This is a genomic window from Nocardiopsis sp. L17-MgMaSL7, from assembly GCF_003182025.1.
GTDB lineage: Bacteria > Actinomycetota > Actinomycetes > Streptosporangiales > Streptosporangiaceae > Nocardiopsis > Nocardiopsis prasina.
This window is the reverse complement of sequence record NZ_QGTF01000003.1, coordinates 404,346-424,895: the sequence shown is the minus strand read 5'-3', so window position 1 is coordinate 424,895 and position 20,550 is coordinate 404,346. Positions and strand designations below refer to the sequence as shown.

Here is a 20,550-nt window from a genome sequence, read left to right as displayed (position 1 = left end):
CCGGGCCCTGGTCTCCGATGTACGCGCGGCTACACTAGGACCTGACACTGGTGTCAGAGGCAAATCGGATCGGAGGTCCTGTGCGGATCGGAGACCTGGCCGAGCGGACCGGGGCCAGCGTGCGCTCTCTGCGCTACTACGAGAAGCAGGGCATGCTCTCCAGCGAACGCAGCGCCAGCGGGCAGCGCCACTACGGCGAGGACGCCGTGAGCCGCGTGGTGTTGATCCGGCAGTTCTTCGCCGCCGGCATGAACAGCAGGACCATCGCCGCGCTGCTGCCGCACATCAAGAACAACGGGGAGCGCTGCCCGCCCCAGGTCCTGCGCCAGCTCGTCTCCGAACTCGAGCGCATCGACGCCCAAGCGGACGAACTGGCCCGCGCACGTCGGACCCTGAACGACATGGTCGAGGCCACGAAGGAGGCCATGCGGGCCACCTGAGGGGCGCCCTCACGCGACCGCGCGAAGAAGGGCACCCGCGCAGCGCGGATGCCCTCGGACCTGCCCCGGCACGGTCGGTTCTTCTTCGGGGTCCTACCGCCCAGAAGGAGGGTGCTCACGACCATCGCCGCGCTGAGAATCATCATCAGGGGCGTTCGCGACGAGGGCATGGGGTTCTCGAACCGGATCAGCATCAGGAACCGGGTCCGCGATGGCGGAGGACGGCAAGCCGAAGACCTTGTCGAAGGCCCAGTTGTAGCCGAAGGTGTAGAACGGGATGTAGACGATGAACACCAGGTCCAGCAGCAGCGCCTGAAGCAGCGTGATCTCCAGCCACCACGCGATGAGCGGGATCAGGAAACACACCAGCGTCAGCTGGAACGAGACCGCGTGCAGGACCCGCCTCCCCACTGTGCGCTCGCGGCTGGCCTGCCGTCTCTCCCATGCCTCGAACAAGTAATTGAAGGCCATGTTCCACAGCGACGCCACCGTGGCGATCATGATCGCGAGCGGGGCCGTCGTCGCCGGGCCGCTGCCGGTCAGGGCCGTCATCACCGCGGTACCGACCAGGAATCCGATGACCTCGTAGCCGCCCACGTAGACCAGCTTGCGCTTCAGACCTTGCACTTCGCACTCTTTCCAGCGTTCTCGGATGCAGCAGGGGCGACGTTAGCGTCAGCTAGGGTGATGGAAAAAGTCAGCTTCTTTCAGTTGGATTGATAGACCGACGGGCCTGTCCAGCGACAACATCGACCTGTTCCTCGCCGTGGTCGACCACGGCTCCTTCTCGGCCGCCGCACGGGCGCTGAACCGGGTCCCCTCGGCGGTCAGCATGGGGATCGCCAACATCGAGGCCGAACTCGGCTACCCGCTGTTCGACCGCTCCAGACGCGAGCCCGCGCCCACCGCGCAGGCGCACGCCCTCATCCCGCACGCCCGGCAGATCGCCAGCAGGCTGCGCCTCCTCCAGGCGCACGCGATCGAGCTCTCCGACGACCTGGAGAGCACGCTCACCGTGGGTGTGGCGGCGGGGGTCGACCGGGGGCCCCTCCTGGACGCCGTGGCGGAGATCGCCGAACGCCACCCCCTGCTTCCCGTCGAGATCGCCGACGCCCAGCAGGACGACGTCCGCGAGATGCTGCACGGCGGGGCCGTGGACCTGGCGCTGATGTTCGCCAGGACCCGGAACGACAGGGAGGAGGTGTTCCTGAACGTGGCGGAGGAGAGGTTCGTGGCGGTGGCGTCCGCGACGGTGGAGACCTTCGGGCTGCCCGCGGACCTCCGGCGCCTGGAGGACCTCGCCGGCGCCCGCCAGATCACGGTGTCCAGCCTGGAGCAGGAACTCTCGGAGCGGCGTTTGGTTGTCTCGGACGCCTACTGGCGCACGAACTCGGCGGAGACCGCGCTCGGGCTGGTGGAGCGCGGGGTCGGCTGGGCCAACCTGCCGCTTCCCGTGGTGAGGGGGAAGGTCGCCGAGGGGGCCGTGCGCGTGATGGAGTTCGAGAACCTCCGGAACGGGTTGGCCATGCCGGTGCAGCTGGTGTGGCTGCGCGGCCGTCCCCTACGGAAGGCGGCGGGGCGGTTGGTCGCCCGGATGGGCCCGGACCGGAGGGTCGAGGGCTGACGGGGGAGCGGAGCACGAAAGGTCCTGGGGGAGAAGGCTGCTGATCCTCCCGGGGGTCCCGCTCCCGGCATCCATGACCGCGGAGATCCCCCCACCGCGACCCGGTCCGGCCCGCTCCCGCGCATCGCGGCAGCGGGCCGGAGAACCCTCGGTGGCAGAGCGTGGACGGCCCCCAGGGGCCGTCATCTGTCCCGTTCGCGTGGGGAGCGGCGGAGCCGCCTCGGCCCACGCGGACTAGCTCAGGCTCAGCGCTTCCACCAGATCCCCTGTTTCGGGGTTGGGGAGAGCGCGTGCGATGTCAGCGGTCGTGACCATCCCGACGAGCGTGACACCGTCGATGACGGGGAGCCTCTTGACCCCGTGCTCCAGCATGGTGCTCATGGCTTCGTCAACGGGGTCGTCCGCTCCCACAGTGGCGGCCTGGCCCTGGTTCAGGCCTCCGGCCGGGTCGGCGAGGCGCTTGCCTCCGGCGAGCCCCCGCACGACGATGTCGCGGTCGGTCAGCACACCCTTGAGTCGACCGTCCTGCCCGCAGATGGGCAGTGCCCCCACCTGGTCGGCGGCCATGAGGTCCGCTGCCCTCTGTAGTGAGTCGTCCGTACCGATGCACCGGGGGTCGGGCGTCATCACTTCTCGGACCGTGGTCGGTGCCATCTCGGAATCCTCTCCCTCCGTGTGACGGCAGCGCGGGTCAGCGCCGTTGACCGGCGTGCCGGTCCCCTCCACGCAGATGGGAGGGGTTCGGGTGGTCCCGAACGTCCCCAGGGGTCCGACCCCTGGACGACCGTGCGCTCCCGGCTCGGAGAACCTCGCACGTGCTCCAGTGCGGAGCCGCAGGTTCGCTGAGATGCTGCCTGATCGGCCTGTTGGTCGCCCTACCCGGCACAGTGCCTGACAACACAAACTCGGACGAGCCCGACAGCTGCCGAAGAGCGGCGAGCGACCGCGAACGCCGTGGCGATGGAACTGCCCACGGCCGCGATTCCGGCCCAGGTCGATGCCCCCGCCGCTTCGAGGGGCGGGGATCGTGTGACCGGCACGGTTCGAACGCGTCACCGGACGACTCCCGCGTTCCCTGTTCCTACGAAGCCGCCGAACGCTCCGCGTACACTCGTTGGGGCGGTGGACGGCGATCTAGGTGTGGAGTGTGCCGGTGGGCAGGGACGAGGAAATCGGTTCCGTTGTCAAGGCTTTCAACGTCCTCCAGGTGTTCTCCGAAACCCTCCCCAAAGCGACCATCACGCAGGTCGCCGAAAAGACGGGATACACACGCCCGACCGCGCGCAGAATTCTGCTCACGTGCGTCAGTCAGCAATTTATGGCGACGGATGGGAAGTACTTCTGGCTCACGCCTAAGGTGATGCGTCTCGGCTTCGGGTATTTGTCCGCGCTTCCTTTCTGGGAAATGGCGCAGCCGCACATGAGGGTGCTGGCCGAAGAGCTTGACGAATCCTGCTCGCTCGCCACGCTGGACGGTGCCGAGATCGTCTACCTGGCCCGCGTCCCGGTGCGTCGTGGGATGATCCCGTTGCAGGTCGGATCCCGTCTGCCGGCGCACGCGACGGCCCTGGGCAAGGCTCTCCTGGCCTTCGCTGACCCGGCCACGGTCGAGGACTTCCTGGCTGGGGCGCCCTACGAGGAGCTCACGCCCAACACGATCACCCGGTCCGCCGCGTTGGCGAAGGAATTCGAGCAGACGCGAAGTCGAGGGTTCGCCGTCAACGAGGGGGAGCGTGAGATCGGTGTCCGCTCGATCGCGGCTCCGGTGCTCGATCGCTCTGGTGTCGCGGTAGCCGCCCTGAACATCTCGGTCAATGCCGTTCGGGTCTCCGAGACCGCCCTGACGCAGGTCTATGCCCCCAAGCTGCTCGAGACCGCGAGGACGATCTCGTCGGAGATCGCGTTCGTCCCTTCGAACCGGTAGTTGTCCGCTCCTCGGTCCGAGCGGCCCTGGTGCGCCGGTGGCGCCGGGACTCTGGCTGCCGCGCCCGCAGGCCTTCAGGCATGAGTTCGTCCCGGTCGTGAGCGGCGTGTTCGGCCCCGTGGCCCCGGATCGCTCGTTCGCCCCGTCCCGTTGACGTGACCGGGGGCACACTGTACGGTGAGCTTTGCGTACAAAGGTACGCAATGCGTACAACGCGTGCTGAGGTGGCGAAATCCGCCCACCCGATCGCACCGTGCACCCCGTGACGAGCGTCCTGGCGGAAGTGGTGCGGACCATGCCCACCTCCGCGGTCGCCCTGGCGTCGTCTGCCTGCCTGCCGGTCGGAGGCGTGGCGACGTCGAGGCGAGGTGCCCGTCCGTCCACGGAAGGGGACCGGGTCCTGTCGCGGGGGAGTCGGCCGCCTCGGCGCGACCTTCGGGTCGGCGGGGGATTCGCGTCCGGAAGGACAGCGTCCTCGTCACCCGGATGAGCGAGTCGAGTGCGGAACCCGGGCCCCCGCTGTGCCGCAGACGACCGATCCACCCAGCCGAAGGGGCCCATGCTCCGACGGGCTCGGGCCACCCACTGATTCTTGGCGGGGATCGCTCCAGTCGAAGGCCGGAGCGGCACGCCGACGTCCCTGTGTTCGAATCATCCAGGGGGTTAGGAAGAAATGATGGCAGCAGTGTCCAATTTCCTATGGTCTGAGCATGATCGGACCAAGGGGATTATCGGAAGGATCATCAGGCCCGGACGCGCCTCGGAGCCCTCTCGCGTCCCTGGGGAGGAAAAGCAGGTAGCGAGAGGTGACGGAAGCAGGAAGAGGACCCCCGGAGGCGGTGTCGCGCTCAGGCGTCTGTGCATGGCACTCGGCCCTCTCGCCTTCGCTCTCTTCGCCTTCGTCTACCAACCCGCGGGTCTGTCGGCCGAGGGTTCGATCGTCCTGGGAGTCGTCGCCTGGATGGCCCTGTGGTGGGTGAGTGAGTGCATTCCCCTGCCCGCCACCGCCCTGCTTCCCATCATCGTCCTGCCCCTGACCGGGGTGGTCGATTCCGGAAGTGTCTTCTCGGCCTACAGCAACAACATCATCTTCCTGTTCATGGGCGGGTTCCTTCTGGCTGGCGCCCTGGAGAAATGGGGCCTGCACAGGCGGATGGCGATCGGCATCATCAGACTCCTCGGGAACTCGGCACCTCGCCTGATCCTCGGATTCATGATCGCGACCTCGATTCTCTCCTTCTTCGTGACCAACACGGCGGCCACGATGATGATGCTTCCGATCGCCCTGGCCATCATCACGAGCGTGAAGGACGCGGAGAAGGGCGACTCCCACGCGGCTGACTCGCGTCGTTTCGAGAAGGCACTCATCTTCGGCGTCGGATACTCGGCCACCATCTTCGGGATGAGCACCGTCCTGGGCGGGACCAGCATCCCCTTCTTCATCTCCCACGCCAACGAGTCGCTCGGCGTCGAGATCTCCTTCGCGCAGTTCGCGGCCTTCGCCGTGCCGTTCGCGACCGTCTTCCTCCTGTGCTTCTGGCTCTACCTGGTGAAGATCCGGTTCAGAATGCGGATGAGGACCATCCCCGGGGGTCGGGCGATCATCGATGACGAGCACCGTGCGCTGGGACGCATGTCGTTCGAGGAGAAGCTCGTCACCGCCGTCGGGCTGACCGTCTCGCTGCTGTGGTTCACCCGGACCTGGCTCGTGGCACCGTTCGTGCCCGAGATCACCGACGGCATGATCGCCGTGGTCGGTGCGGTCCTCCTGTTCCTGCTGCCCTCCCGTAGCGCCGAGTCCCCTCGCCTCCTTGAGTGGAGCGACACCAAGAAGGTTCCCTGGGGAGTGCTGCTGCTTCTCGGCGGTGGATTCGCCCTGGCCGGCGCGGTGGACTCCTCCGGGCTCTCCCAGTGGGTGGGCGACCGGTTCATCGGGCTTCAGGGCGTGCCCGGGGTCGTCTTCCTGATCATCATGGTCGTCTCCCTCGCGATGCTGACCGAGTTCACCTCCACCGGGGCCACAGCCATCCTCTTCGTGCCGCTCATGGGCACCGTGGCCATTGCTCTCGGGCACGATCCGCTCTTCGTCATGCTCGCCGCCACCCTCGCCGTGAACTGCGCGTTCATGCTTCCGGCCGCGACCCCACCGAACAGCGTGATCTACGGCACCGGGCTCATCACCATCGGCGACATGATCAAGGCGGGGTTCGCCGTCACCATGCTGGGCTCAGCGCTCATCGTCCTGGCGATGTACGCCTGGGCGCCGTTCGTCTTCACGTTCGGTTAGGCCACGCGGCGCCGCGGGCGGAACCGCGTCCGCGGTCGGGCGAGCGCCTCCTTGACTCACACGAGCTTTCGCAACAGACTGATGTTCATAAGACGTACAAAAGTACGTAATGCGTACAGAAAGAGGGGTTGAACGTGGATCCAGCAGGTACTCGCCAGCAGGAAGCCGTGCGGCAGCTGATCGTCAGGCGTGGCGATGTCACCGTCGAGGTCTTCGTCCAGGGCTCGGGGGACCCCGTGGTCCTCCTTCCGTCGCTGGGGCGCGGAGCGGCCGACTTCGACGAGGTCGCCCGCCTGATCGAACAGGCCGGACACCTGGTGGTGCGGCCCCAGCCCCGCGGCTTCGGTCAGAGCCAGGGCCCCACGGAGAACCTGACCCTGCACGACCTGGCGTCCGACGTGGCCGCCGCCGTCGAGGAAGCGGGCGTGCGCGACGCGATCGTCGTTGGCCACGCCTTCGGCAGCCAGCCCGCCCGCATGCTCGCCCACTCCCGTCCGGAACTCGTCAGGGGCCTGGTCCTTGCCGCGGCGTCGGCCGGCAAGGTTCCGCCCACGCTCACCGAGCGCCCCTACGGCCGACTCCGCGAGGAGATCGACGGCGCGGGCAACCCCGAGCTCAGCGAGGAGGAGCGCGTCCGGTGCCTGCGGGCGGCCTTCTTCGCCCCCGGCCACGACCCCCGGGTCTGGCTCGAGGGATGGAGCTGGCCCACACACCTGATGCAGGCCCACGCGCGCGAGAACACGCCGGTCGATGAGTACTTCCCCGCGGGAGGCGTTCCCATCCTCGACCTCCAGGCCGAACACGACGCCGTCGTCATCCCCAACCTCTACCTGCCGCTGCTCGGCGCGGACCGCGTGACCGAGGAGGTCATCCAGGGCGCGGGCCACGCCCTGCTCCCCGAGCGTCCCGCGGAGTGCGCGGACGCGATCATCCGGTTCGCGGCCTCGGTTCCGCCCCGTCAGTCCTGACGGCCCCCGCTCGCACACCACAGACACTGGAGCTTCCATGCCACGCATCGCGTACGGATCCCCCACGGGGCCTGCCGAGACTGAGATGCGTGCCCGCCGTGGCGGCACGCTGACCCCGCTCGATCTGCTGCTTCTGCACAACGACCCCCTGGCCCGGGGATGGAACGCCCTGCTGGGCGCCGTCCGCAGCCGGTTCACTCTCGGCGACGACCTGCGGGAACTCATCATCCTTCGCGTCGGTCACGTGAACGGGGCCGCCTACGAATGGCACGCGCACGTCGATGTCGGCAGACGCGCCGGCCTCACGGAGGACGTGTTGGAGGTCGTCGCGTCCGACTCCGCGCGGACGGGCAACCCCGTCTACGACGTGATCCTGCGCTACACCGACGAGATGACGCGGCACGTCACGGTCGAGGAACCGACGTTCGCCGCCTTGGCGGCGGAGTTCACCGACCAACAGGTCGCCGAGATCACCGCGACCGTCGCCGCCTACAACATGGTGAGCCGTTTCCTGGTGGCCCTGGACGTCCACCCGCAGGACAGAGACGCCGTGACCACCGCTCCCGAAGAGGTGTCCGACCGTGCACGATCTTGAGGTGACCACGCCCGGACCGCACCGAGAGTTCCGGAACCCGGGGATCTCCCTTCCCCCGGGCAGTTGCGACGCGCACGTCCACGTCTTCGGACCCCACCGCGTCTTTCCCTTCGCTCCGGAACGCACCTTCACCCCGCAGGACGCGCCCTTGGAACTGCTGCGCGAACTCCACGCGACGATGGGATTCGAACGCTCCGTCCTGGTCCAGTCCGCCACCCACGGCAACGACCACTCGGTACTGCTCGACGCACTCGAACGCGGTGAGGGCGCCTACCGGGCTGTCGCACTCCTGGACCCCACCACGTCCGTGACGGAGGTGGGGAGACTCGACGCCGCCGGTTTCCGCGGAGCCCGCATCCACTTCGCGCCCCATCTCGGAAAGTCACCCTCCCAAGACCGGATCAGGGCCCTGGTGGACCTGATCGGCCCCCACGGTTGGCACCTGGAGGTCCACGTGATGGAGGACGGGCTGGCGGAGTTCGCAGAGGTCGTGGACGACATCGACATCCCCGTCGTCATCGACCACATGGGACGCGTCGACCCCACCCCGGAGAACGAGGACCCGCGCGTCTTCCTGCTCGACCAGCTCCTCGAACGAGGCGGGACCTGGGTCAAGCTCAGCGGTGCGGACCGGATCTCGCGTCGCACCCCCTCGATGGCGGACGGTCTGGCCTTCGCGCGCCGGCTCGCCGAACGACACCCGGACCGCTGCGTGTGGGGGACCGACTTCCCGCACCCGAACACCCATGGATTCATGCCCTGGGACCGCGACCTCGTCCAGGGAATCGCGACCATCGCTCCCACCCACGAGGAGCGGTTCCGCCTGCTCGTCAGGAATCCGGAGATCCTCTTCGGTTTCGAGCCCACGACCGCGTGACGGTCTTCCACCACCCGGACAGAGAACAGGAGACAAGGGCCATGGCTCGGCTACAGGACAAGGTGGCACTCGTCGTCGGTGCCGGGAGCGTCGCCCCCGGTTGGGGCAACGGAAGGGCCTGTGCGGCGATCTTCGCCAGGGAGGGCGCCCGGGTCACGGCCGCCGACATCAGCGTCGGGGCTCTCGAACCGACGGTGGAGCTCATCCGAGGCGAGGGCGGGGTCGTGACCCCCGACACCTGTGACGTGACGGACGCGGCTTCGGTGCGCCGACTCGTGGAGGCCACTGTGGAGCGGGAAGGACGCGTCGACGTCCTCGTCAACGTCGTCGGAGGCTCGCGCCACGGTGGTGCTGCCGAGCTGAGCGAGGAGGACTGGCAACGCCAGATCGACCTCAACCTCTCGAGCGTCTACCGCACGTGCCACGAAGTGCTCCCGCACATGCTGCGCCAGGGAGCGGGGTCGATCATCAACATCGCCTCCACCTCCGGCATGCGTTTCACGGGTTCCCCACAGGTCGCCTACGCGTCGACGAAGGCGGGCGTGATCCAGTTCTCCAAGGTTTCCGCCGCTCAGTACGGGCCGCAGGGGGTCCGGGTCAACACCGTGGTCCCGGGGCAGCTGCACACACCCATGGTCGAGGCGCGTCTCGCGGGCCAGCGCACGGGTGGGGACGTGGAGAAGCTGCTTGAGCAGCGCCAGTCGCGCATCCCGCTGGGGTTCATGGGAGATGGTCGGGACACGGCGTACGCCGCCCTGTACCTGGCCTCGGACGAGGCCCGGTTCGTGACCGGCACCGAGATCGTGGTGGACGGCGGCATGACCGCGCGGTGCGACTAGGCACCTCCTCAGGGAGCGGGAGCGGAGCAGGGTCTGCCCGGTCAGGTTGGCGCGTGTGCCTGACGCGATGCCGAGCGGGCCCTGCCCGGGCCGCTCATGCCTTCCGACGCACCCCAAGGAAACCAGTGGGTTGACCACGACAACCCAGCAGGCCCCTGCTCGGCCCCTGATCACATGAGGCTATGACCTGGGGTTCTGTGGTGCGCCCGGCGCGATGCGCACCTGCGGCTGTCGGAGGGGAAGTGGCGCTCCGATGCCCCCGTGTCACTCCGTTCCGTCCCGGACCATCCACAACAGGGTGTCCTTCTGTGCCGCGTTGTGCCCCCTGCTGACGTCCCGGCCCCGGACCGCGGAGCATGCAACCACCCTCCGACACGGAGGGCGACCAAGGTCGACCATCGACCACCGTCGTACCCCAAGGCTCTGACGGGAGTTGGATTCTCGGGGCGGTCATCGACGATCACTCACCTCTCACGCGGCGTGCCAGGGAGCGTTTCGAGAGTGGATCAGGGTCATGCGATGATCATGTCTCGTGGCTCGGAGTTCTGACAGACGCTCAGTGGGCGGTGCCGGAGTCGGGGCTTCGAAGGGCGTTCGAGCGCCCTGTTCCGCCTCTGGCAGCGCGAGGGCACCGGCCACCGGGTCTTCGAGCAGATCCAGGTCCGAGTCGCCCGCACCCACCAACACACGGCCTGTGCACCCAGTCGTGGTAGAGGCACTGGCCGTTACCCGGGGTGTGCGGGAACGCGCGGTACTCGTCGACGGCGTCGATGCGCGGCAGCACCATGATGCAGGTGACGCGGCCACTGTAGAGCGGCGCCCCACCGGCGCGAAGGTCGGCTTTGAGGAGCTACCGAAGATGTTCCAGGGTCGGGTGCGGTACGTGCCCACGGTGAATGACGCGATGGTGCGCGGGGCCGTCTACCCTCGGCGGTCCCTGGTTCTGGTCGCCGGGGTGCCCGGGGCCGGGAAGAGCACCCTGCTGCGGCGGTTGTTCGGTCTGCGCGGGGACGAGGAACGGACCGTGCTCACCGCGGACGGTGTACGGGTGATCGACTCGCTACAGTCGCGGTACCAGCTGCGACCGCTGCTCGGCAGGGTCCCCTACCCACTGTGGCGCTGGGTGGTGCACGTTTTACATCTGGTCCAGGTGGCCGCGGCGCTGCGCGGCGGCCCGGTGGTGGTGCACGAGTGCGGGACCCGGCGCCCGGTCCGCTTGCTGCTCGCCCTGCTCTGCCGACTCCGCCGGTACGAGATGCATGTGCTCATGATCGACGCCACCCCGCAGGAGGCCCGGAGCGGGCAGAACGCCCGGGGGCGCCGGGTGACCGAGCGCAGCCACCGGATGCATTCTCGGCGCTGGCGGCGACTGCGCGCGGCCACCAGGAACGGGCCGACGGCGTTCGCGCCGGGCGCGCGCAGTCTGCTCGCACTCGACCGGCGCCGGGCGCGGGAGTTGGCCTGGATCCGATTCGGTCCGTCGGCCAGCACGGTGCCGTTGGCGGGGGTGAGGGAGCTGAGGGTGAGCGGCGGTGGCGGAGAAGCCGTGATCCACATCTGATCGGGCCCGGGGCCGTGCCGTCACTCAGGCGCGCGGCGTCAGGGGAGGTGGGCTCCAGCGGTCGGTCCGATCGGTCCGGGAAGTGACACCGAACTCGTCCTTGAGCTGCTCGGGGATGGCGTACTGCATGACCCGGCCACGGGTGAGGGAGCTGAGTTCGAGGTGGGTGGTGAGGTGGCCGAGCCGGTCCAGGGCCCACTCTCCCAGCGGAGAGCGGTCCTCGATGCGCTCGAAGATGCCGAGCAGGGCGGGGGAGAGCTTGACGGCCGTGTCCCAGCCGGTGCGCGGGACCTGGAGCCAGTCGGCGCAGGTGTCGCCGATGAGGTAACGGATGAGAGCGGCGACCACGGGATCGAGGAGGGTTCCCGGGACCACCTCCTCATAGAGATCGATGAGCTGGCGGGTCAGCCGCGCCCCTTCCTCGGAGGGGCCCATGTACCTGGTCATGTACAGGTCGGAGAACTCTCGGGCCTCCTCCAGATCGGCGGGGGCGTGGGCGGGGCTGATCCCGAGCATCTCGCCGACGACGCGCCAGACGTAGAAGTAGGACTCCGCGCCGTCGACCGACATATGGATGCCCAGGCGGTGTAGCGCGTCCAGCACCTGGAGGGAGAACATCATCTGGCCGCCGATCATGTCCTCCTGGCAGATCGGCGTGCCGAGCGCGGCCACGTCCCAACGGCCCTCACGGCGCATGTGGTAGCGGATGGAGGCGTGCAGCAGCCGTACCTTCTGGACGGCGGGGACGAACCGGCTCCCCGCCTCGAAGGCGTCGGGCCGCATCAGGTAGACGGTGAACTGCCCGGTCTCTGCCATGCGCCGTGAGGGGTACTCCAGGGCATGGGTGGCGCTGAGCAGCTTGGCCACGTGCGGGATGACGTAGCAGGCGGGCATCGCTGAGAAGGCCAGGGCAGTGGATATGTGCACGTTGTTGTCAATGAAGAACGACCGTGCCTTCTCCATCTCACCCCAGTCGATCCAGGTCGGCGGTGCGGAGGTGGCGTGCAGGTACTCACGGGCGACGTCCGGCAGTCCGTCGGGCAGGTCCTGACCGGCGGTGGAGAAGTAGCGCATCAGGGTGTTGAACTTGCCGACCTCTCCGCGTTCGAACAGTTCCCACACCGTCGCGTCGGCGAGTTCGTCGCCCAGGAGCCTCAGCGCGTCCATGGACTGTGGTGTGTAGGTCATGGCATTCCTTCGGTCAGTAACGGCGGGACGCGACGGAGACCACCATGTGGGACAGGGCGGAGGCGGCTTCGTCCGGGAGGTCCGCGTGGGCGAGTACAGCGGTCGCGGCCCGGACGCGCTGGACGATCATCTCCTCGACACGGTCGAGGGCCCCGGTGCGTCGCGCGATCGCTCGCACTCGCGACAGGCCCTCGCCGTCCAGGCCCCGTCTGCCGAGCAGTCCGCGCAGCTCCCGTCGTTCGGCCGCGGTGGCGGCCGACCAGGTCTCGGCGAGCAGGACGGTCGGCCGGTTGCCCCGGACATCGTCCAGGTTCGACTTTCCCGTGAGTTCCGGATCTCCGAAGAGCCCCAGCAGGTCGTCACGCAGCTGGAACGCCTCGCCGAGGGGAAGTCCGTAGGAGGTGAAGGCCTCCATCAGCGTGCCCGGTGCTCCGGCCAACGCCCCGCCGATGCGCAGGGGGTGCTCGACCGTGTACTTGGCGGTCTTGTAGCGGATCACCTGCAGCGACCTGCCCGTGTCGGGCGGGGAACCGGTACGGAGGATCTCCAGGCACTCCCCGGCGATCAGTTCCCGGGTCATGACCGCCCACAGCTCGCGAGCGCGGGACAGATAGGCCGCGGGCAGGCCGCAGTTGAGGAACAGTTGGGCGGCCCACGACATCAGCAGGTCCCCGGTCAGCAGGGCCAGAGCTCGGCCCCCTGCGTGGGGTCGAGCCCGACCGGTGAACGCGGCGCGCAGCGCCACATGTGAGCTCGGCACGCCGTGGCGCATCGGGCTCTCGTCGATGAGGTCGTCGTGGATGACGGCGGCGGCGTGCACCAACTCCATCGCTGTGGCGGCCCTGACCAGAGCATCGCTGTCCGGTTGCCCGGCCGCGCGCCATCCCCAGTAGCAGAACGCGGCGCGCAGACGCTTGCCGCTGGCGACCGCCACGGCCAACTGCTCGGTCACCGGCAACAGGTCGGCGTCGATGGCGAGGAGCCGATCCGTCTCCTGCCGCGCGAACTCCTGCAACGCCGCGTCCACCCGGGTGCGGAGCAGCGAGTGCTCCCTGATCTCAGACATCGCTCTGCCCGGGCCGGGACGCGGCCCGCCGGGCAAGCAGCTCCACATGGGACTCGGACGCGGGGACGTACCGTTGCAATGCGAGCCGACCCCGCTGCCGCAGTTCCTCCCGGCCGTCCTGAGACAGCTCCACCAGGTCCGACCGGACCAGCAGCGCCCTCGCCTTCTTCAGAGCCGCCCCGATACCGCTGAACGCCAGGTCGGCCACCCCGGCCGCGATCAGTACCGGTTCGCCCACGTGGTCGGCCCTCGCACCGTCACCGGTGTGCGCCACAGCATCCCTGCTTTCAGTCGACATGAGAAGGACCGCGGCGGAAGAACGGACAAAAGCTCCCGGAAGTATTCGGCACGACCATTCTCATATCCGTTCAGCGTCCTTGCATATCAAGCATCTTGGGTAATTGCCTCTTTTGTCAATGCGATGCTGCAACCTGGTCCGTTTTGGTGTTTTTGGTAGATATTCCCGAGCGTGAAAGAAGGGGACAATCCTCACTAAAGGGGTTTTGGGAGTGGAGAAGTCGGGTCACCTCCGGAATCCGAACGGCTCTCGTGGGTCGCTGCCGGTGCGGTCGCGTGACCTGCGCACGCGGGGGCGGCGACGTTGGCGTTGGCTGCGGCGGTGAAGGTGGTGCAGGCGAGGTGGGCACACGCGGGCATCGAGTTGACGGCGACACCTGTTCCACGGCGTTGTTCCACCGCGCAGCGGTAGGCGGCCACAGCCAGTTCGAGGCTCACCGCCTCTCGACTCTCCGGGAACCCCAGGCCGCTTCAGGACCAGGGCGGCCGCGCTCGCCGGTGGCGACGGATCGCGCGTGAGCGCCGGTACTGGTCCACGACGAGTGAGGCGAGCGGGGGGACGGGGCGGTTCGGTCTGCCGTGGCCCAGGTTGTGCAGGCGCGCGGTGACGCTGGCTTGTACGGCCGCGGCGCGAAGGGACTTGGAGCGAGCCAGCGTGCACGGCGGCTCGACTTCGGCGTCCTGGCCCGCGAGCCACCGCTGAGGGGCGTCGGGCTGTTGGGCCAGCGCGGTCGCCACACCCACGAGCGAGAACCCGCGGGCGAGCACGTCCTGCGCGACCCGCCCCCGCCGGATGCCACCGGTGAGCATGAGGGGGACCGGCGCGTGCTCGACGAGTTCTCCGGCCAGTTCCAGGAAGTAGGCCTCCCGTTCGAGGGTGCGACCGTCCGCGGGGTGACCAGCGGTCGCGAGTGATTCGACGCCCCCTCCTGAGAGTTCGACGAAGTCGACGCCGTCACTGAGCCAGTCGATGACCTGACGCGCGTCGTCGGGCTCGAAGCCTCCGCGCTGGAAGTCCGCCGAGTTGAGTTTGACGGCTATGCCGAAACCCGCGGACACGCGCGCGCGGACGGCGGCCAGGACTTCGAGGAGCAGCCGGGCGCGACCGCGCAGGGAGCCTCCCCACCGGTCGTCGCGCCTGTTCACGAGCGGGGAGAGGAACTGAGCGAGCAGGTAGCCGTGCGCGGCGTGGATCTCCACACCCGCGAAACCGGCCTCCTCCGCCAGCCCCGCCGTGGTGGCGAACCGTTCGATGGTTTCGTGGATGTCGTACTCGGTCATCGGTACCGGGGTGGCGAAGAGCCTGGACAGCGAGCCGATCCTCACCGGGACCGCCGAGGGAGCGAGCGCTCTCGATCCGGTGTCGCGCTGGACCACACGACCCGGGTGGTTGATCTGCATCCACAGCGAACTGTTCGGCACCGCCCTCGCCCAGGCCCGGAAGGGTGCCAGGTTGCTGGCTCCGTCCAGGACGACGTCGGCCGGCTGCGCGACGGCGGACCGATCGACCATGACGTGGCCGGTCAGGATCATGCCCGCGCCACCACGGTCCCAGGTGCGGTAGAGCGTGACGAACCGTTCACTCGGATGACCGCCGGGGCCTGCGAGCTGTTCCTCCATCGCTGCCTTGACCAGGCGGTTCGCGACGGTGATCCCACGGGGGAGTCGGAGTGGCGAGGCGAGCGCGGGAACCGCGGCCGACTCGCGGGAGCGTGGCGTACTCGTCATCGCGTGAGCACCAGCTTCCCGACACTGAGCCCCAGACGGCTCTCGTCGATCGCCGCGTTCACTCCCTCGACCGTCAGCGGGAAGGTACGGGCGATGTGGACCCTGGCATCGCCGCTTTCGACGAACGCGTCGACGCGCCGCAGCAGCGGTCCGGAGGCCTTGAGGAAGACCGGTACGTACTTCACGCCTCGAGTGCCCGTGCCCCGGATCCGGCGGGCCGAGATCGTCGCGAGCAGCCGCGTCGCGGAGGCGGGGGTGACGGCGCCGTCCTCGTCGCGGGCGATCGTGACGAACCGTCCTCCCGGTCGAAGGACGTGCCGTGCCCGCACCCACTGCTCGATGCCTCCGGCGGTGTCGATCACGACATCGAACGAGGCCGGGCCGAATCGCGAGACCAGGTCGGTGGTGGTTCTGTCGATGACCTCGTCCGCGCCCAGCATGTGGACGAACCCGAGGTTGCGAGTGCTGGTGGCGCCGACGACGAAGGCGCCGACGGAGTGTGCCAGCTGGACCACGCAGTGGCCCACTCCTCCGGACGCCCCGATCACCGCGACCCGGGTCCCCGCGGTGACCTGAGCGCTGTCGAGGCAGGTCAGCGCCGTCTGCGCTGCCAGGGGTATCGCTGCGGCCTCCGCGAAACCCACACCTGCCGGAACCGGGGCGAGCAGCCCTTCGCGCACATTGACGTACTCGGCCCCGCCACCCCCGCCGGTCTCGTTGTCGGCGTGCACCCGGTCGCCGACTCTGAACGAAGTGACGCCGTCGCCGACCGCGGTGACGACCCCCGCGAGATCGAACAGCGGTGTGAAGGGGAATCGGCGACGGCTGATCAGGCGCCGGTTTCCCTCGATCATCTGCCAGTCGATGGGGTTGATCGACGACGCCCGCACGCACACCTGCACTTCCCGCTGGCCTGGAGCGCGCACGGGCATGCCCTCGGACAGTTCGAGCACGTCGCGCACGGCGCCGTATCGGGTGTGGACGATCGGCCGCTGGACGCTCGGCACCGAAGTAGCGGTCATCAGGCGGCCCCCGAGTCTTGAGTACGTGTGGGATTCATGGTTTGACAACCCTTTCGTAGTGACTGTTTACTATCAAACGGACGACAGGTAGGGGCCACGAGTCGGCTTCGAGCACCACCGCGGGCATGCCGTCACCAGTGGCCGCCTCGATGGGCTCACCCGCCCTCCCCGTCAGTGAAGTGGGGGCGGCCGGTTGTCGCTCTCAGGTCCCTGGGCTGGGTGTGGTCTGGTTGCTGGCCATTAGATAGTGATCACTCACTATCGATCCTTGATGGTCAGTCCTGGCGTGAAAGTTCATTACCAGGGAGGACTCGGTTCCCCCTGGAGATCCGAAAGGGATTGACATGACCATGTGGACGCTGGCCGACTTGACCCCGGTGGACATCGGAGTGCTCACCGTGGGGCTGGTGCTGACACTGGCTGCCTTCGTGCTCTTCATCGCCGCCGTGTTCTCTGTTCTGTTCTCTCGGTTGGACGTGCCGATGAAGATCGTCTGGATCGTCTTCGTCTTCGCCGCGCCCCTGATCGGGGCCCTTCTGTGGTTCTTCGTCGGACGCAAGCGCGCGCCCGCCCACCAGATCGGCGGCTAGTGGTACTTCTCTGAGTCCCGGATTTCTCGGCTTGGTTCCACCGCCATGGTCGCGTGGACGTGGCCGCCGTGAACGTACTCCGCGAGGGCCTCGACGCTTCCTGCGCCGAGGTCTTCGCCTCCATCCCGATCCGCGCCTGGGGGGACCTGCCACCCGCGCGGGCTCATGCTGGACGGGCCGCGCGCAGTGGACACTGGGTCCGTCGGGGTGGACCACACAGTTGCCCCGGTCATCTTCGATGAGGCCAGTGCAGGGGCCCACACGAACGGCGCCTCGTGTCGCACAGGGAGTTCTCGCGCCCTGCTCCTTCCCCTTCGGGAGCGTGCGCGTCGTCGAGGCGGGCGCCCTACCAGGTGACCGGGAGCTCGCGGACGCCGTAGACGAGAGCGTCGTCCTTGAACTCCAGCTCCTCGACGGGAACGGCGGGGCGGATGTCGGGAAGTCTGCGCACGATCGTGTCCAGGACGACCTGGAGCTCTGTACGGGCCAGGTGCTGACCGAGGCACTGGTGCGGCCCGTGGCCGAACGACAGGTGGTTGCGCGCGTTCCTGCCCGTGTCGAACGCGTCGGGGTCCCGGAAGGCGCGTGGGTCGCGGTTGCCCGCGTGGGCCAGGGCCACGATGCCCTCCCCGGCTCTGATGATCCTGTCGCCCAGTTCGATGTCCGCGGTGGCCAGCCGGACGAGTGTGTGTTCGGCGATCGTGAGGTACCGCAGGAGTTCCTCGACGGCGAGCGGGGTCCTGCTCGGGTCCTGGCGAAGCGTCTCGCGAAGCTCCGGGCGCTGACTGAGGTGGAGGACGGACAGCGAGATCATGTTGGCCGTGGTCTCGTGGCCCGCGATGAGCAGGAGGAACGGAGCCCCAGGAGTTCGTTGTGGTCGACCTCGCCGTTGTCCCGGAGCTGGCGTTCGATCTGGCGGCCCAACAGGTCGTCGCCCGGGTTCTCCGTCTTGACTCGAATGAGTTCGCCCAGGTAAGTGGCCAGCGTGTACAGCGCCTCGTTGAGTTCGTCGGGTTTGGTGTCGTGCGCCACCATCGTGCTGGAGAGCCCTTGGAAGAACGCGTGATCCTCGTAGGGCAGACCGAGCAGTTCACAGATGACCAGAGACGGCACGGGCAGGGACAGGGCCCGAACCAGGTCCACGGGCTTGGGCCCCGCGAGCATCACGTCGACGTGCTCGTCCACGATCTCCTGGACACGGGGCTTGAGCTGGCTCGCCCGCTTGGCGGTGAACTCTCCGATGAGCGCGCGACGTGCCTCGCGGTGTTCGGGCCCGTCCATGTTGACGAGCATCGGTGGAAGGACGCCGTCGGCCGAGCCCGCCTCCTCGTTCGGGCCCAGCAAGGGGAAGCGGGGGTTGTTTCGGTCGGAGCTCACACGGGAGTCGCCCAACAGTGCGCGAATGTCCTCGTGGCGGGACACCGCCCAGGCTCGACGCCGTCCGGACGGCAGCGTCACCTCACGGACCGAGTCCGTCTCGCGAAGTTCGACGTGTGCGTCGTGGGGAGCGAAGGGGCAGGTGCGCCCCCAGGGAAAGGCAGAAGACTGCTCCGCGGTCATGGTCGGGATCTCCTTGCGTCGTTGCGTTTCTGAGTGTTCCGCGCGGCATCTCCGTGCGAGCGTGCTATCGACTCCAGTGAGGAGGTCGCCGCCAGGGGGGATAGTGAATACTCACTGCATTTTGGTGGTGAGTATTCACTATCCAAGCCTGGAAGGGGCTTCCGATTGGTCTGGAAGTCGGAGTCCTCAGTTCCGAAACGGAACTCACCCCGTCTGGCGATCGGTCAGGGTCTGCCACTGCGGCCCTGTCGGAATTCGCGCACTCAGAGACTTATCACGGCCCTGGGGGAGAAGGAAAGGACTTCGTCATATCGGATTGCGCAAAGTGGCAAGCTGAACGAAACAACAGTCCTCGTGCCATGCCCGTACCAGCCTCAGGTGCCCGTTCGCCCGCTGTCGCGAACGACGGAAGGACGATCCATTCGCGTTCCCGCCCCCCTTGGGAGGCGGGCCGTCAGGAACCCGAGGCCAGAAAACGGTCCGCCCATGCATCCTCTTCCGCACGAGAGGGCAAGTTCATGGAGGCCGCCACCATGTACAACATGCCCGCGGCGAAGAAGTCGTGCGCCAGGTTCGTGCCGACTCCGGGGATCGCCTCGAATCGCTCGAACACGTCCTGCGTCCACTCCTGCATGAGGTCGCGAATGTCGGGGTCGTTGCCAGCCGCATATCCCTGAAGGAGGATGAGCATCAGCTCGCGGTGCTCCATGAGCACGCCCCAGGCGTCGGCCATTGTCTGAAGCGGATTGTCTTCGGCCTTTTCCCCCGGAATGAGCATGTCTTTTTCGACTTGCTCGAAGGTCTGCCTCAGAACCGCCATGAAGAGTTCCTTCTTGGTGGAGAAGACACGAAAAAGATTGGGGTGGGAAATCTCCACTTCCTTGGCAATAGTCACCGTCGATCCGCCGTGCAGTCCTTTGTGACTGAACTCCTTCAAAGCCGCAGCGAGAATCTGCTCACGACGCAGCTCGATACTGACGCGCGGCCTTCGTTCCCTCCGAATTTCCGTCATGCTTGATAGTCTACACTCAGCAAATCCGGAGGGGCGAAACAGGACACGACCACGGGTGCTTCCCAGGGCGGATCCGCGCACCCACGATAACCGAGCCTCGCATCACCGGCTCCCGGGCGACGTCGCCAGACCAGAGGCAGCCGACCGCGGCCTCCAGAGCGGCGTCTTCGCGGGGTGAACGCGGTGGTTCGAGGCAACCACCGCGTTCACTGCCCTGCGCACCATGGCGCTCCTCCCGCTGGACGGAGTGGGGGAGTTCAGCCCAGGGCGGCGATGCGGCGGCCTTCGAAGAAGGCTGCCAGAAGGTAGGCGGTGCTCCCCGCGAGAGAGAGGACCCAGAACGGGCCGGGCGGGGAGAACAGGAGCGCCGCGGTGGCGATGAGTGCCAGAGCGGTCCCCAGGCTGTAGTGGAGCACGTTGCGGCGGGCGGCGCCTTCGGCGATGTTGATCAGGCCGACGACGAACACCGCACCGGTGGGCCACAGGACGTCCTGGGCTTCGGAGGGGATGTCGAAGGTGGTGGTCAGTCCGGTGATGCCCAGCGTGAGGGCGACGAAGACGGTCGCCCAGGCGTTGCCGAGGAGCTTCTCGGAAAGGACCTCGGCCGGTCCGGCGCCCTTCTGGGCGCGCTTGGCGGCCATCAGGGAGGAGGCCACACCGGGAATGATGCCGCAGGCCAGGAGGGTCAGGGGCACCCAGATGGGCAGGTCCAGCAGGGGGTCGGCGCCTCCGGAGACGGCGAAGGCGCCGTGTCCGAACACGAAGGCGAAGGCGAAGGCCAGGTAGGCGAACCGGCTGTCGATCGTGCCGGGCCGAGGGCCGCTCGTGGTGTCGTCTACGGCGACGGAAGGTGTGGTTGACATGGTGAGCCTCCGGTCGGGGTCTCGTGTGCGCGCACGAGTCATGGTTGGCGAAGCCTGGAACAGGGAGGGACCGGGATGCCGGTCCACCGCCTGTGGCACCGAGTGCCGG

At 67.9% G+C, this 20,550-nt stretch carries 21 protein-coding genes; 10 read left to right on the top strand and 11 right to left on the bottom strand.

Annotation, left to right across the window (positions count from 1 at the left end; translation table 11 throughout):
- Positions 1-80: 80 nt before the first annotated feature.
- Entirely contained in the window at positions 81-440 is a 360-nt protein-coding gene (locus BDW27_RS07235) for a MerR family transcriptional regulator (protein ID WP_017543625.1), read from the top strand.
- A 93-nt stretch (positions 441-533) separates the two neighbouring features.
- Here the strand turns inward: BDW27_RS07235 and BDW27_RS07230 are convergent, their stop codons facing one another.
- Positions 534-1,067: a PACE efflux transporter gene (locus BDW27_RS07230; protein ID WP_110048711.1), complete on the bottom strand. Its 534-nt coding sequence runs from the start codon at positions 1,065-1,067 to the stop codon at positions 534-536.
- An 88-nt stretch (positions 1,068-1,155) separates the two neighbouring features.
- On the opposite strand from BDW27_RS07230, the gene BDW27_RS07225 reads away from it, so the two are divergent.
- A complete protein-coding gene (locus BDW27_RS07225; RefSeq protein WP_110048710.1) occupies positions 1,156-2,064 on the top strand; it encodes a LysR family transcriptional regulator in 909 nt (302 codons plus the stop codon).
- 234 nt (positions 2,065-2,298) lie between these two features.
- Here the strand turns inward: BDW27_RS07225 and BDW27_RS07220 are convergent, their stop codons facing one another.
- Positions 2,299-2,718: a CBS domain-containing protein gene (locus BDW27_RS07220; RefSeq protein WP_110048709.1), complete on the bottom strand. Its 420-nt coding sequence runs from the start codon at positions 2,716-2,718 to the stop codon at positions 2,299-2,301.
- Positions 2,719-3,217: 499 nt separating this feature from the next.
- Between BDW27_RS07220 and BDW27_RS07215 the strand changes: the two genes are divergently transcribed.
- The 7 genes from BDW27_RS07215 to BDW27_RS07185 all read left to right on the top strand — a co-directional run bounded on the left by BDW27_RS07215 (position 3,218) and on the right by BDW27_RS07185 (position 11,115).
- Entirely contained in the window at positions 3,218-3,988 is a 771-nt protein-coding gene (locus BDW27_RS07215; protein ID WP_110048708.1) for an IclR family transcriptional regulator C-terminal domain-containing protein, read from the top strand.
- Positions 3,989-4,850: 862 nt separating this feature from the next.
- Positions 4,851-6,275: a DASS family sodium-coupled anion symporter gene (locus BDW27_RS07210; RefSeq protein WP_158543567.1), complete on the top strand. Its 1,425-nt coding sequence runs from the start codon at positions 4,851-4,853 to the stop codon at positions 6,273-6,275.
- A gap of 134 nt (positions 6,276-6,409) precedes the next feature.
- On the top strand, positions 6,410-7,243 hold the full coding sequence (locus tag BDW27_RS07205; protein WP_199560571.1) for an alpha/beta fold hydrolase: 834 nt from the start codon (positions 6,410-6,412) through the stop codon (positions 7,241-7,243).
- Positions 7,244-7,280: 37 nt separating this feature from the next.
- Complete coding sequence (locus tag BDW27_RS07200) at positions 7,281-7,838, top strand: carboxymuconolactone decarboxylase family protein (protein WP_199560570.1); 558 nt, start codon at positions 7,281-7,283, stop codon at positions 7,836-7,838.
- Positions 7,825-8,715: an amidohydrolase gene (locus BDW27_RS07195; protein ID WP_199560569.1), complete on the top strand. Its 891-nt coding sequence runs from the start codon at positions 7,825-7,827 to the stop codon at positions 8,713-8,715. The genes BDW27_RS07200 and BDW27_RS07195 overlap by 14 nt, the downstream gene beginning before the upstream one ends.
- A gap of 41 nt (positions 8,716-8,756) precedes the next feature.
- Positions 8,757-9,554 carry an SDR family NAD(P)-dependent oxidoreductase gene (locus tag BDW27_RS07190; protein ID WP_110048704.1) on the top strand — a complete coding sequence of 266 codons (798 nt, stop codon included), beginning with the start codon at positions 8,757-8,759 and terminating at the stop codon, positions 9,552-9,554.
- An 859-nt stretch (positions 9,555-10,413) separates the two neighbouring features.
- On the top strand, positions 10,414-11,115 hold the full coding sequence (locus tag BDW27_RS07185; RefSeq protein WP_110048703.1) for an AAA family ATPase: 702 nt from the start codon (positions 10,414-10,416) through the stop codon (positions 11,113-11,115).
- Between the two features lie 24 nt (positions 11,116-11,139).
- Here the strand turns inward: BDW27_RS07185 and BDW27_RS07180 are convergent, their stop codons facing one another.
- The 5 genes from BDW27_RS07180 to BDW27_RS07160 all read right to left on the bottom strand — a co-directional run bounded on the left by BDW27_RS07180 (position 11,140) and on the right by BDW27_RS07160 (position 16,416).
- A complete protein-coding gene (locus BDW27_RS07180; RefSeq protein WP_110048702.1) occupies positions 11,140-12,303 on the bottom strand; it encodes an oxygenase MpaB family protein in 1,164 nt (387 codons plus the stop codon).
- A 13-nt stretch (positions 12,304-12,316) separates the two neighbouring features.
- Complete coding sequence (locus tag BDW27_RS07175; RefSeq protein WP_110048701.1) at positions 12,317-13,369, bottom strand: polyprenyl synthetase family protein; 1,053 nt, start codon at positions 13,367-13,369, stop codon at positions 12,317-12,319.
- Positions 13,362-13,643 carry a hypothetical protein gene (locus tag BDW27_RS07170; protein WP_233515661.1) on the bottom strand — a complete coding sequence of 94 codons (282 nt, stop codon included), beginning with the start codon at positions 13,641-13,643 and terminating at the stop codon, positions 13,362-13,364. Before BDW27_RS07170 ends, BDW27_RS07175 begins: the two co-directional genes overlap by 8 nt.
- Before the next feature lie 494 nt (positions 13,644-14,137).
- On the bottom strand, positions 14,138-15,394 hold the full coding sequence (locus BDW27_RS07165) for an NADH:flavin oxidoreductase/NADH oxidase family protein (protein ID WP_110048699.1): 1,257 nt from the start codon (positions 15,392-15,394) through the stop codon (positions 14,138-14,140).
- On the bottom strand, positions 15,391-16,416 hold the full coding sequence (locus tag BDW27_RS07160) for an NAD(P)-dependent alcohol dehydrogenase (RefSeq protein ID WP_110048698.1): 1,026 nt from the start codon (positions 16,414-16,416) through the stop codon (positions 15,391-15,393). Before BDW27_RS07160 ends, BDW27_RS07165 begins: the two co-directional genes overlap by 4 nt.
- Positions 16,417-16,760: 344 nt before the next feature.
- Between BDW27_RS07160 and BDW27_RS07155 the strand changes: the two genes are divergently transcribed.
- On the top strand, positions 16,761-17,006 hold the full coding sequence (locus BDW27_RS07155) for a PLD nuclease N-terminal domain-containing protein (RefSeq protein WP_110048697.1): 246 nt from the start codon (positions 16,761-16,763) through the stop codon (positions 17,004-17,006).
- Between the two features lie 346 nt (positions 17,007-17,352).
- Here BDW27_RS07155 and BDW27_RS27425 read toward each other — a convergent pair whose 3' ends face one another.
- From BDW27_RS27425 to BDW27_RS07140, 4 genes are all read right to left on the bottom strand, one after another.
- The gene (locus tag BDW27_RS27425; protein WP_199560568.1) at positions 17,353-17,820 is read right to left on the bottom strand and encodes a cytochrome P450; all 468 of its coding nucleotides are present in this window, start codon (positions 17,818-17,820) and stop codon (positions 17,353-17,355) included.
- The gene (locus BDW27_RS27420; protein ID WP_199560567.1) at positions 17,817-18,566 is read right to left on the bottom strand and encodes a cytochrome P450; all 750 of its coding nucleotides are present in this window, start codon (positions 18,564-18,566) and stop codon (positions 17,817-17,819) included. The genes BDW27_RS27425 and BDW27_RS27420 overlap by 4 nt, the downstream gene beginning before the upstream one ends.
- A 454-nt stretch (positions 18,567-19,020) precedes the next feature.
- Positions 19,021-19,578 (bottom strand): TetR/AcrR family transcriptional regulator, encoded by a 558-nt coding sequence (locus tag BDW27_RS07145; RefSeq protein WP_110048696.1) that lies wholly within the window; start codon positions 19,576-19,578, stop codon positions 19,021-19,023.
- Between the two features lie 257 nt (positions 19,579-19,835).
- Positions 19,836-20,441, bottom strand: a complete 606-nt coding sequence (locus tag BDW27_RS07140) for an ABC transporter permease (RefSeq protein ID WP_110048695.1) — start codon at positions 20,439-20,441, stop codon at positions 19,836-19,838.
- Between the last annotated feature and the right edge of the window lie 109 nt (positions 20,442-20,550).